General features: G+C 34.6%; 13 protein-coding genes. 10 read left to right on the forward strand and 3 right to left on the reverse strand.

What is annotated here, in order from left to right:
- Nucleotides 1-107: 107 nt before the first annotated feature.
- Nucleotides 108-695: a cell wall hydrolase gene (locus ACFFIS_RS08505; RefSeq protein ID WP_320378717.1), complete on the reverse strand. Its 588-nt coding sequence runs from the start codon at nt 693-695 to the stop codon at nt 108-110.
- A gap of 473 nt (nt 696-1,168) precedes the next feature.
- On the opposite strand from ACFFIS_RS08505, the gene ACFFIS_RS08510 reads away from it, so the two are divergent.
- The 6 genes from ACFFIS_RS08510 to ACFFIS_RS08535 all read left to right on the forward strand — a co-directional run bounded on the left by ACFFIS_RS08510 (nt 1,169) and on the right by ACFFIS_RS08535 (nt 4,904).
- Nucleotides 1,169-1,747: a DUF4256 domain-containing protein gene (locus tag ACFFIS_RS08510; protein ID WP_320378718.1), complete on the forward strand. Its 579-nt coding sequence runs from the start codon at nt 1,169-1,171 to the stop codon at nt 1,745-1,747.
- Nucleotides 1,748-2,064: 317 nt separating this feature from the next.
- Entirely contained in the window at nt 2,065-2,547 is a 483-nt protein-coding gene (locus ACFFIS_RS08515) for a DUF2975 domain-containing protein (RefSeq protein WP_320378719.1), read from the forward strand.
- 11 nt (nt 2,548-2,558) lie between these two features.
- On the forward strand, nt 2,559-2,774 hold the full coding sequence (locus ACFFIS_RS08520) for a helix-turn-helix domain-containing protein (protein ID WP_320378720.1): 216 nt from the start codon (nt 2,559-2,561) through the stop codon (nt 2,772-2,774).
- A 46-nt stretch (nt 2,775-2,820) separates the two neighbouring features.
- Nucleotides 2,821-3,618, forward strand: coding sequence for a DUF817 domain-containing protein (locus tag ACFFIS_RS08525; protein ID WP_320379766.1), 798 nt, complete (start codon nt 2,821-2,823; stop codon nt 3,616-3,618).
- Between the two features lie 67 nt (nt 3,619-3,685).
- Nucleotides 3,686-4,279, forward strand: coding sequence for an HAD-IA family hydrolase (locus ACFFIS_RS08530; RefSeq protein ID WP_320379767.1), 594 nt, complete (start codon nt 3,686-3,688; stop codon nt 4,277-4,279).
- Between the two features lie 82 nt (nt 4,280-4,361).
- Complete coding sequence (locus tag ACFFIS_RS08535; RefSeq protein WP_320378721.1) at nt 4,362-4,904, forward strand: histidine phosphatase family protein; 543 nt, start codon at nt 4,362-4,364, stop codon at nt 4,902-4,904.
- A gap of 138 nt (nt 4,905-5,042) precedes the next feature.
- Here ACFFIS_RS08535 and ACFFIS_RS08540 read toward each other — a convergent pair whose 3' ends face one another.
- Nucleotides 5,043-6,092, reverse strand: coding sequence for a 2,3-butanediol dehydrogenase (locus ACFFIS_RS08540; protein WP_320378722.1), 1,050 nt, complete (start codon nt 6,090-6,092; stop codon nt 5,043-5,045).
- Nucleotides 6,093-6,355: 263 nt separating this feature from the next.
- Here ACFFIS_RS08540 and ACFFIS_RS08545 point away from each other — a divergent pair, with 263 nt between their 5' ends.
- Both ACFFIS_RS08545 and ACFFIS_RS08550 read left to right on the forward strand, forming a co-directional pair.
- A complete protein-coding gene (locus ACFFIS_RS08545) occupies nt 6,356-7,231 on the forward strand; it encodes a YitT family protein (RefSeq protein WP_390186978.1) in 876 nt (291 codons plus the stop codon).
- 418 nt (nt 7,232-7,649) lie between these two features.
- On the forward strand, nt 7,650-8,294 hold the full coding sequence (locus ACFFIS_RS08550; RefSeq protein ID WP_390186981.1) for a pentapeptide repeat-containing protein: 645 nt from the start codon (nt 7,650-7,652) through the stop codon (nt 8,292-8,294).
- A gap of 240 nt (nt 8,295-8,534) precedes the next feature.
- Here the strand turns inward: ACFFIS_RS08550 and ACFFIS_RS08555 are convergent, their stop codons facing one another.
- On the reverse strand, nt 8,535-9,878 hold the full coding sequence (locus tag ACFFIS_RS08555; protein WP_320378724.1) for a sodium-dependent transporter: 1,344 nt from the start codon (nt 9,876-9,878) through the stop codon (nt 8,535-8,537).
- Between the two features lie 300 nt (nt 9,879-10,178).
- Here ACFFIS_RS08555 and ACFFIS_RS08560 point away from each other — a divergent pair, with 300 nt between their 5' ends.
- Together ACFFIS_RS08560 and ACFFIS_RS08565 are read left to right on the forward strand one after the other, a co-directional pair.
- Nucleotides 10,179-10,634 carry a MarR family winged helix-turn-helix transcriptional regulator gene (locus ACFFIS_RS08560; protein WP_320378725.1) on the forward strand — a complete coding sequence of 152 codons (456 nt, stop codon included), beginning with the start codon at nt 10,179-10,181 and terminating at the stop codon, nt 10,632-10,634.
- Nucleotides 10,635-10,814: 180 nt separating this feature from the next.
- Entirely contained in the window at nt 10,815-11,981 is a 1,167-nt protein-coding gene (locus tag ACFFIS_RS08565) for an MFS transporter (protein ID WP_390186984.1), read from the forward strand.
- Nucleotides 11,982-12,017: the final 36 nt, after the last annotated feature.

Raw genomic sequence — 12,017 nt, forward strand, 5'->3', positions numbered from 1 at the left:
CTGACTTCTCGTTTAACTATTAGATTAGTAAAAAAACTTAGCGCTTCAAACTAAATGTAGTTGTTGAGGGCTGACACTCTGGTTTTGTCCCAGCCCCATTCTTCTTTTTATTTTGCAAATCTATGATTACCGATTGTGACAGTCACTTTACGCGATAAAATCCACGTACTCTTTGCTGTTTTTGGATTGTAAAAATAAAGCGAGCCCGAACCTTGTCCACGAAAGGCTATTGCCTCATTTACGGCTTTCATATCTTCGGTGTTGTAATCTTGATTAATCGAACCATTTTGTACTGGAGTAAAAGCGTAGGCACCACCGGACTTTTCATATATGACACCTTTGACTGTATTAGGAAAATCTTTATGATCTACACGATTTAGTATGACGGTTGCCACTGCAACTTTTCCTGCATAGCTTTCGCCTTTCGCCTCTGCGTGTATTAATTTTGCCATCAGTTTCTTATCTGCTGATGAAACCTGATTAGGGATGGTTAATGTTTCTCCTACATAAAGCGTAGCGTTTGATCTATTATTTGCATTTTGAAGATCCTTCACGGATACACCATATTTATTGGCAATATTCCAGTAGGAATCTCCACTTTTTACTGTATAGGAAGCAGCCTGTGCTCCAACTGGCAAAGTAAAAACTGCAAGTGATAATGCGGTTGTTATTAAAAATGATTTTATCTTTCTCATGCCATTCCTCCTCGTAGTGGAACTTGTTACATACTAGACTACTAGATGTAACATAATCTATCATTACCTAAAATTTAGCAGCTACATGAAATGGTTCTAAAATATAGAGCATGAGTGGTCTTGTCAAATATAAGGAAATATATACCAGGCTCCGTAATCTGACATATCTCGGTGGGACTGGGAATATTTTGCTGTTTCTTTTCAAACTAGTAACAAACTTGTTAAAAAGTTGGCTAGAAAAGGAATTCTTGGAGTTCGATGGGTACTATCCAATTTTGGAGCAAATTGTTATGTTATTCCTTTAACATAGCTTATTGGTTAAAGGAAATAGCATTATAAATGAAAAGTAATGAATAGATACTAATCTTAAAGATATGATAAAGTAAAATATAGGTTGAGAGATTGTGACATATTCATGAGCTATGGAAAGGTTTGTCAAAATAAGCAAGAAGCTTATCATGCAAAGGAGGAAAATGAACTTGATAGAAAATAATAATCAAAAGATGTTATCACCAAAACAACATGAAGAATTATTGATAGTATTAAAAGAACGATTTGAGAAGAATATGCACCGCCATGAAGGCCTTGAATGGGATAAAGTGGAAGCAAAGCTACATGCTCATACTGGAAAGCTGTGGTCGCTCCATGAAATGGAAAGAACTGGCGGTGAACCGGATGTTGTAGATTATGATAAACATACAGGTGAATATACTTTTTATGATTGTTCAGCTGAAAGTCCTAAAGGGCGGCGAAGTGTTTGTTATGATCGTCAGGCACAAGACTCTAGAAAAAAACATAAACCAGAAAATAATGTAATCGATATGGCGACTGCTATGGGGATTACATTGCTAACAGAAGAGCAATACCGTGCATTACAGAAACTAGATGATTTCGATAGGAAAACTTCTAGTTGGGTACAAACTCCTGCTGATATAAGAGAACTCGGTGGTGCACTATTTTGCGATTACCGCTTTGGGCATGTCTTTATGTATCATAATGGAGCGGAATCCTACTATGCTTCCAGGGGGTTCCGTGGCTCGCTAAAAGTTTAGATTGCTACATTTTTTCTTTTGCCTGGGAAAGTGAACTTCGAATTAAGGTAGCTGAAAGTCAATTAGTTGTCGATAAAGGAATAAAATATGTCTCGTATAGTAAATTCAAATGTAGGCTGGATCTTTTATAGATGCAGTCTTTTTTCTCTGTGTGAAAATAAATCCACTTACCAATCATTCTCCAAAGTAATAGACCCCTTTACCTAAGAATTCCAAGTAACACGATAAATAAATAGTGAATATTAATATGTTTTTATTGTAAAACGATAAATAATGTATTAAACTTAAATTCAAATAAATAAAGTGAGGTGCTTATTGTGAAACGAGGATCAACATTATTTTTAAAAATCGCGCTAATTGTCATTGGTATGCCAATTCTTGCACTGTGCATATTCGTAGTTCCGGGAATAGGCGAATTTGCTGCGGAACTTTATCCAGAATTTGCTTATTTGAAATATCTTATTCTAATCGTTATGTATGCAGCGGCAATACCATTTTATTTTGCGCTTTATCAAGCTTTTAAACTTTTAAGTTATATCGACAAGAATAAAGCATTTTCAGCTATTTCTGTAACTGCTTTAAAAAATATAAAATATTGTGCGATTGTGATTAGTACTTTATATGTTGTTGGTCTGCCACTCTTTTACCTTTTAGCGGAGAGGGATGACGCTCCAGGAATTATCGTACTTGGAATGGTCATTATTTTTGCTTCGATGGTGATTGCGTTCTTTGCTGCAGTTCTACAAAAGCTTTTACAAGAAGCTATTCGCATAAAATCCGAAAATGATTTAACAGTCTGAGGTGAATGACATTGGCAATTATAATTAATATAGATGTAATGTTAGCAAAAAGAAAAATGAGCGTTACCGAGCTTTCTGAGAAGGTTGGCATCACGATGGCAAACATATCAATATTGAAAAACGGAAAAGCAAAAGCTATTAGATTTTCCACGTTAGAAGCCATTTGCGAGGCGCTAGATTGTCAACCAGGTGATATTTTAGAATACCGAAAAGAAGTGGAAAACTAAAAACTTAAAAAAGGAGTTAATGATGAATGCAACTGTAAAAGATGTTATGCAAAAAGAAAATCTAAAGATAAAATTTACAAAGGGAATAAAACAACTTATTCACTTTGGTTGGGAACAAGCGCTGTCATGTTTGTTTCCTGTTGTGGTTTTTGCTTCTTTGGCTTTAACGCAATTTATACCATTTCCTTTCTTACCGCGGTATGATTGGTTGCTTCTTATCTTTCTAATCATGCAATGGTGGATGGTGCGCGCTGGACTCGAAACACGGGATGAATTAAAAGTGATAACGCTATTTCACCTTATTGGTTTAGCTTTAGAAATTTTTAAGGTGAATATGGGATCTTGGTCTTACCCGGAAGATGGGTATGTTAAAATTTTAGGTGTTCCTTTGTATAGTGGATTTATGTATGCAAGCGTAGCGAGTTATCTTTGTCAGGCGTGGCGCAGATTAAAAATAGAATTGATTATGTGGCCATCGTTTTTTAAAGTTGTACCTCTTGCAACGGCAATCTACTTAAACTTTTTCATACATCATTTTTGGATTGATATTCGTTGGTGGCTATTTGGCCTAGTCATTATTGTTTTTTGGCAATCTAAGGTTAGATATGAGGTTAATGGTATTCTCTACCGTATGCCACTTGCTTTTTCTTTCGTACTTATTGGATTTTTTATTTGGATAGCTGAAAATATTGCCACGTTTTTTGGAGCATGGAAATATCCCAATCAGACTGCTTCATGGAGTCTCGTAGGTCTTGGAAAGGTTAGTTCATGGATATTACTCGTCATTGTTAGTTTCCTTATCGTAGCGACATTAAAACTAGTTAAGGGAAAACAGGCGACTTAAAAGTTTTTTATATACGTTTTGTTTACGATGATGAAAATGAGGATTGATTAAAAAATGGAATGGAATGATGAAGGTGCTAAATCATAATGAAAAATTAACTATTTTATGGGATTTTGATGGTACACTATTTGATACTTACCCTGTTTATACTAAAATATTTAAAAGGATACTGAACAATGAAGAAATATGTGAAAAAGAAGTTTATGCGCAATTAAAGATATCATTTCGACATGCTAGTGATTATTACAAATTATCTTCGGAACAGCTAAATGAAATGTCTTTATTAGAAGAAGGTATTACACCAGAAAGAATGAAGCCTTTCGACGGTGTTGAAGATGTTTTAAAATATGCGAATAAAAATGTGATGATGACACATAAACCAAGGAATGATGTACATAACATACTGGAATATTATGGGTGGAATAAGTATTTTAGTGAGATTGTTGCGGGAGACGATGGTTTTCCTCGGAAACCTAATAAAGAATCTTATGTATATCTTCATCAAAATCATAGGATTGATTTAGTAATTGGTGATCGTGAGCTTGACATAATTCCTGCAAAAGAATTAGGAATCGCAACGTGTTTGTTTCAAAATAATATGAGTAAACTGGCAGACTTTCATCTAAATGATTATCGTGATTTTTGGAAAAAGATAGTATAGTAGTTAGGATGAAAGGTATGAAATGTACGGAGATGTGAAGTGTGGGAACAAAAGCTAAAAAATAAAAGGAATAGGAGAAAATATGAGTAAAAATATTTACGTGATTAGACATTGCGAAGCGGAAGGGCAATCCGCTGATGCACCATTAACGGAAAGAGGATTCATTCAAGCAAAAGAACTATCAACATTTCTATCTCGTATAAAAGTTGATAGCGTTATTTCTAGTCCTTTTTTGCGAGCAATTCAAACGATAGAGCCTTTAGTAAAACGCAAAAATATGAAAATGGAGACGGATAGTCGCTTAACGGAACGAGTACTTAGTTCTACCTTCTTGCCAAATTGGATGGAAAAACTGGAGGCAACATTTTATAATATGGAATTAAAGTATGAAGGTGGAGAATCTAGTATTGAAGCGAGAAATCGAATTGTAGAAGTTGTAGATGATATTATGGTAAATGATTTTAAAAATACGGTTATTGTTGCACATGGAGGCATTATTTCTTTATTATTAAATTACTATGATGATAACTTTGGATTTGAACAATGGAAAAAACTAAGTAATCCAGACGTTTATCATTTGAATATTTCATATAGCGATTTCGATGTGAAACGTATATGGGCCTAAAGAGCAAATGGTAAATGATTGTAAGACTACTTAATTAGAACTATTCAAAGGTGAACAAACAATTTGGGTTTTTAAAAAAAGTAACTACCCGTCAGCTTAACAAGCATGGGTAGTTACTTTATAATTATTTGATGTCAATTACATTTCGCCACTTAATTTAACTAAAATTTTTGCCTGTGATTTATCTGTTGTAAGTGCTTCAAAGCCTTCAGAAACGATATTGTCCAATTCTATTTGGCTAGTCACAATACTTTGTGGTTTTAATTGACCAGTTCCCATTAAATCAACAGTTTGCTTAAATGATGTAGGTGTATAAGCAATAGAAGATGTAATTTTTACACCTTTATTTGTAAGTTGAAGTGGATTCCATTCTATCGGTCTAGCGAAAATAGAAACAATGACCATTGTACCACGTGCCTTGGTAGCCTCAATAGATTGTTTAAATGTTGGTGAAACACCAGCTACTTCAAATGAAACATCGACTCCATTTGGCACTAACTCTTTAATAGCTTGTACAGGGTCTTGTTCACCAGAATTAATGATATGTGTTGCACCTACTTCTTTAGCCTTGTCCAAGCGAGTTTGTGATAAATCTAGTACGATAATTTTACTTGCACCAGCTGCTTTTGCTGCAACAATTGTTAATAATCCGATTGGTCCTGCACCAAAAATAGCGACGGTATCTCCAAATTGTAGGGAACCTTCTTTCACAGCTTGTACAGCCACTGCTGTAGGTTCAACTAATGCACCGTCTTGTAATGTTAAAGTTTCAGGTAGTATATAAAGACTTTCCTCAGGAACATTTACGTAAGATGTAAAACCTCCATCACCATGCAAGCCGATGAAGCTAAAACCATCATATGCATCAATATCTTCAGGTTTGTTTCCATAAGTTAAAGTAGGATTTACTACTACTCTATCACCAGGTTTTACTTTCGTAATCTCGGATCCTACTTCTTCAACAACACCAGAAAATTCATGTCCCATTGTAATTGGAGCTATTTCACCAGTAAGTGGGTCTTTCTTATCAATAGGAATGAACACAGGGCCTTCTTGGTATTCATGTAAATCACTTCCGCAAATACCTGCCCATGCGACTCTTATTTTAACTTGATTATTTTTTAATACCTTTGGCTCTACTTCCTCTATACGGATATCCTTTTGATCATGCCACACTGCTGCTTTCATATTGATCCCTCCAGATTAAAAGTATTAATATCGCCTTACAGTTTTAGAATAAACCTATATTATTGAGAGTTCAAGCATGAATGTTCAAGTACACAATATGTTCACAAAATGTGTCGTATACATGATAGAGAATAAAAGAAGTGAGTATGGCTGATACTGGAATGAGGGTACTAATAATAGTAATAAATTGTAAAAATATGATAAGATAAATAAATATTAATGCTGTGAGGATAGAAACAGACGATTTGGAAAGAGGACATGCTATGAGTAATATAACGAACCAAAAAAGAACGAATGATTTAAAAAAAGTGTTACGGGGAATAGCAGTTGTAATTGGAGCATTTATTACTGCATATGGACTAGAAGCGATATTAATTCCTAACAATGTGTCAGATGGTGGCGTTACAGGTCTAAGTATTGTGGCTTCACAATTAACTGGATTACCATTAGGAATTCTAATTGGTCTATTAAATATTCCTTTCATATTTTTAGGGTATAAACAAATTGGGAAAAGCTTTGCCATTAATTCCATTATCGGCATTGTGTCTTTAGCATTTGGGACGAGCATTATGCATCATATACCAACAATTATTCAAGGGGACACATTGTTAGTAACCGTTGTTGGCGGTATTATCATTGGATTTGGAATGGGGTTAGCACTAAGAAACGGTGGTGCATTGGATGGTATTGATATGTTAGCAGTATTACTCTCGCGAAAATTACCGTTTGGAACAAGTGATTTAATTTTGTTCCTGAACTTGTTTGTATTTATTATTGTTTCAACAGTCTTTGGGCTTCAAGGCGCTTTCCTATCTGGGATCGCTTATTATATTGCTTCGAAAGTAATCCATACAGTTGAAGAAGGTTTGAGTGGTTCAAAAACATTTAAAATTATTACAAGCAAACCCGAATTAATGGTCGAAACAATTCGTGATCGCTTAGGGCGGAGTGCTACGTATAACATAGTAAAAGGTGGTTACTCCAATGAACAATACAGAGAAATTACTTGTGTCATCAACCGCTTAGAGGATAGTAAAATGAAAGAAATCATACATGAAATTGATAAATTTGCTTTTGTTGCTGTATACGATGTAGCAGAAGTGAAGGGTGGAAACTTCAAAAAGCATGATATTCACTAATATGATTTGAAAATCAAACATAGATATTTTGTTACTATGAATAAACAATAAGTATGCTCAAATGCTACATACTAATGCCCATTCTAACGTCTAAGTATATAAAGTACCTAGGCGTTCTTCATGTTTGACTACATGTTATCTTACTTGTAACAAGGGGGTTGAAAGTATACATTTTATTCAGCTTTGTATCGTTAGATGTGATTCATCTAGTTGCTTGCACATATTCACTTTCTATGAGTGGCTAATGGAAGTAAGTCGGCAAGATGTTTGGATTTAGGATTGGGGATGGATTACATTTCGTTACAGATCATGAGTATGAGGATTCAACAAGCTTTTTCTATGAGTCTCCCTTTCGTTAGGAATATTATGTTATGATGGCATAGAAATAAGGAATTTTGAAGACGGAGGTGAGGAGAAATTGTCAAAGATAAAAATGGAACAACCAAAAATTCCACATCATTTACCACATGTTCATTTCCAGGATATATATGATAAAGACGAACCATTTATTAATCATTGTACAATATCAAGTTGTACGATTGGTAGGGTAGAAATGGATCGCATTGCATTCTCCCAAGTTGTTTTTAAAAAGGTAATATTTGACGATGTTTCTTTTAAAAATATTGAGTTAACCGATGTTATTTTTGAAAACTGCGATTTGTCCAATGCGGATTTTATGGAAGGTATCATCCATAGGGTTGTATTTAAAGAATCAAAGATGATAGGGATAAATCTATCAGAAGCTAGTTTGAGGAATGTGCACTTTGATAGTTGTATGTTGAATCTTAGTTCGTATGGTTACGGGAGACTAAGACAAGTTATGTTCGATCATTGCATACTGAGAAATACAGATTATTACGAATGCAAATTAAATAAAGTTGGTTTTAATGAATGTGATATAAATGAAGTAAACTTTTCAGGTACACCACTTAAAGGGATTGACATTAGTAGTTCAACGTTTGATAGCATTACTGTATCCTTGGAGGATTTAGAAGGGTGCGTCGTTTCAGCAGAACAAGCAATTGGATTTGCTGGAATGTTAGGATTAAAAGTTAAAAGATAATGTTGATGATGAGTGTTGATTTTTAACCGACTGTTGTTTTAACATATGAATCGTACTGCAATGAAACTGGCAGTGATGCTGGACCTGTTTCTATGAGATAAACTGAGCGTACATCCCAGCTCGTATCAATTGCGCAAGTCAAAAAGTGAACAATCCTTTTGACTTGCGCTACTTGGAATAATGTAAATATTCATTTTAAGTCTAGTCTATTTAACTTAAAAAAAACTAATATTTTCAAACCTACCAAACTCCTAATACGTCTAGCATAACTGCAACAATTAAAATAGGTGCAATATAGCGTATCAGGAAAAACCAAACATGAAACACGCTGTATTTTATCTTACTACCTCGTTTTAATTCTTCAAAAAGAGCTGACTTTTTCATTTTAACTGAGACAAATACCGCTATTAATAATGAACCAAAAGGCATGAGAATATTGCTTACTGTGTAATCTGCAAGGTCAAAGAATGACTTATCAAATAAAGTAAAATCACTTAATAAGCTATACGATAATGCTGAAGGGACTCCAAAAATAAATATAGCGATACCGATGATCCATGCCCACTTTTTTCGTTTTGCTTGTTCTCCTTTTGAAATGACGGAAACAATAATTTCCAACATAGAAAATGCAGATGTCAATGCAGCAAATAAAAAGACAATGAGAAACGCTACGAAAAATACCATCCCAAATGGTAATTGACTGAAAATAGTTGGCAGTACATGAAATAAAAGTACTGGTCCAGCATCAGGTGCAAGTCCAAAAGAAAATACCGCCGGGAAAATGGCTAGACCTGCCAAAAGTACAATTGCAATATTCATTCCAACAATAGAAAACGCAGATTTAGGAAGACTTTGCTGTTTTGGTAAATAGGAACTATATGTAATCATGACTGATACTCCAACACTCAGGGTGAAAAAAGATTGCCCCATCGCTTCTAAAATAGTTTTTGAAGTAACTTTGGAAAAATCAGGCTGAAATAAAAATGATATACCACCTGCAGCACCATCTAATGTAATTGCACGGATGACTAAAATAATAAATAGAATAGTTAACGCAGGCATCATGATACTACTTGCACGTTCAATTCCTTTTTGAACACCTTTTGCCACAACAAAAATTGTAAACAAAATAAATATAAATTGAACAGATAAACTCACAACAGGGTTTGCAATCGTGTGTTCAAAGACAGAAGCATATTGCTGGCTACTAAGACCATTCAATCCACCAGTTATCGCTTTTATTAAGTAGATAATAATCCATCCGCCGATGACACTATAAAATGAAAGTAGAATAAAGCAGGTTACCATTCCAAGTATTCCAATGCCATACCATTTCGTTTTTGGGGCTATATGTTTAAAAGAATTGACGGCATCTTGTTGGGCTGTTCGTCCAATTGTAAATTCCGCCAATAAGAGTGGAAGCCCTAATATAAATGTAAATATAAGAAAAATAATTAAAAATGCACCACCACCGTTTTGCCCGGCAATATAAGGGAATTTCCAAATTGCGCCGAGTCCAATCGCGGATCCGGCTGCTGCTAAAATAAATCCCAATCTAGTGGTAAACTGCTCTCGTTGCTCCAAATTATGTATCCTCCTCGTGTAATTAATATTGTCAATTTTCCATGATATGGACATGCTTGTCAATGGTAATGTGAAAATATGTTCAAAATGATTTGGAAAGGAAGATTGGCAGTTCATTTGGGTAATAATAATTGAAAGAAGTTTAGGTGCTTTTATAGAATGTTTGACATGGTATACTTGAAAATATTATACTTATATTTACTTTAATCGTTAAAGTATTTATTGATTAAAGTATTTGGTCTACTTATTTTAATTTGTCGTCTTCGAAATCCTTATACTATTTTCTAAGGAGCTAACTAAATGAATAAACAAAATGAAGAGCTATTTATCAAATTTCATAAGTTATACTGGAATTTATCTAGAAACATGACTTATTTTTGGAAAGATGTTTTTAAAAATCATTTTCCTGGGTCACAGTCGGATATTTTATTTTTATTAGAAAGAAGTGGTCCTAAAAGGATGTCTGAATTGGCTGATCTATTATATTTAACTCCAGGAGCAGTGACGACTTCGTCTAATAAACTCATTGAAAATGGCTATGTATCCCGTTACCGTGATCAAGATGATCGTCGGGTTGTTTATTTAGAAATGACAGAGAAAGGCAAACAGATGATGACAGAATTACAAAATGAAGGTCGTAAGTCTATGAAAGTTGTGTTTAATCACCTATCCAACGAGGATTTGGAGTTTTTTATTAATATGATAGAGGAAGCTTCAACAAATATAAATAATCTACGAAAGGGGGGTAATCACTAAAATTTCTGATAGGATACAGAAGATGGTGGAGATGATGTAACATGGTTACCTTATCTTTTGAATCATCAACCAAACAATTTAGGATTCCATATATCGGATAGGATTCAAGGGGATAAACATATTTCTATAAATATAAATAACGTAATTGCATGTATACATAAAGGGAGATTGATTTTGATTATGAGTCGAATGCTTAAACCAACGATTATTTCTATTGCGATGGCAACCGTTATGGCTGGTGCAGCAATATCACCTGCTCTAGGGTTAATTGCGGCGCAATTTCCTGATGCGGATCCAGTAATGATTAAGCTAGTGTTAACAGCTCCATCTTTATTTATTATTCCGTTTTCATTTCTATCAAGTTACTTAACTAAGAAAATATCTAAACGCTCCATCGTTCTATGGGGACTAGCTATCTACATACTAACGGGTGTTGGTGCGCAGTTTACCAATTCGATTGAAATGCTTCTAGCCTTCCGCTTTTTACTAGGAGCGGGTGTTGGTCTCGTCATGCCACTGTCGTTTACTTTAATTAGTGATCATTTTAAAGGAAAAGAACAAGTGAAAATGATGGGGTATAATACTGCTTTTAGTAATGTTGGTGGTATCGTTACAATGCTTTTAGCGGGATATCTTGCATCGTTTAACTGGCGGGTACCGTTTAATGTATATTGGATAGGTCTTATAATTTTTGTTCTTGTATTTTTATACTTACCTAAAAACAAACCAATTAAGCCTTTAGATGGAGAAGCAAAGAAAGGGATTCCACTTTCAGTATACGGATTAGCTCTTGCAGCTTGTGTTATTATGATGGTGTATTATGCGGTTGCCACGAATATGGCCTTATACTTAGAACAGAATCATTTAGGAAATTCAAAAGTAGCAGGTCTCGTCATGTCATTCACAACTGTTGGTGGAATGATTACAAGCATTATACTTGTACGACTACAAGACTTATTTAAAAGTTATATCATGTTAGTTAGCTTACTTGTAATGGGGATTGCCTTTGGTTTATTGTCTATTAGCAACTCTATTATAGTTGTTTTAGTTAGTGTCTGTTTAATAGGTTTTGGGCAAGGGGTTATTTTCCCGTTAATCAATGTAAAAACATTAAATAGCGTCGATCCCTCCATAACGGATCGGGTAATTGCAATTGTTTCAAGTCTAATTTATATCGGACAGTTTTTATCACCAATCGTGTTTGATTCTATTTCTAGATTGGCTGGAATACCAACCATACGTTTCCAGTATACAGTAATTGCTGCCGGACTTATTATTTCTGTTGTCATCATGATGCTTGTTAAGTTTGCAATCAGCAAGGGAAAAACAGCTGTAAAACAGGCTTGAACGAACTCATTACCGATTATGAGGTTGGACATGGGG

Origin of the sequence: Paracerasibacillus soli (assembly GCF_042432965.1) — a bacterium.
GTDB lineage: Bacteria > Bacillota > Bacilli > Bacillales > Amphibacillaceae > Paracerasibacillus > Paracerasibacillus soli.

What these genes read in the sequence shown, in the direction of transcription:
- ACFFIS_RS08540 (WP_320378722.1), bottom strand. Translation starts at nt 6,092, where the DNA reads ATGAAAGCAGCAGTGTGGCATGATCAAAAGGATATCCGTATAGAGGAA.
- ACFFIS_RS08535 (WP_320378721.1), top strand. Translation starts at nt 4,362, where the DNA reads ATGAGTAAAAATATTTACGTGATTAGACATTGCGAAGCGGAAGGGCAA.
- ACFFIS_RS08565 (WP_390186984.1), top strand. Translation starts at nt 10,815, where the DNA reads ATGAGTCGAATGCTTAAACCAACGATTATTTCTATTGCGATGGCAACC.
- ACFFIS_RS08530 (WP_320379767.1), top strand. Translation starts at nt 3,686, where the DNA reads ATGAAGGTGCTAAATCATAATGAAAAATTAACTATTTTATGGGATTTT.
- ACFFIS_RS08525 (WP_320379766.1), top strand. Translation starts at nt 2,821, where the DNA reads ATGCAAAAAGAAAATCTAAAGATAAAATTTACAAAGGGAATAAAACAA.
- ACFFIS_RS08510 (WP_320378718.1), top strand. Translation starts at nt 1,169, where the DNA reads ATGAACTTGATAGAAAATAATAATCAAAAGATGTTATCACCAAAACAA.
- ACFFIS_RS08560 (WP_320378725.1), top strand. Translation starts at nt 10,179, where the DNA reads ATGAATAAACAAAATGAAGAGCTATTTATCAAATTTCATAAGTTATAC.
- ACFFIS_RS08545 (WP_390186978.1), top strand. Translation starts at nt 6,356, where the DNA reads ATGAGTAATATAACGAACCAAAAAAGAACGAATGATTTAAAAAAAGTG.
- ACFFIS_RS08505 (WP_320378717.1), bottom strand. Translation starts at nt 695, where the DNA reads ATGAGAAAGATAAAATCATTTTTAATAACAACCGCATTATCACTTGCA.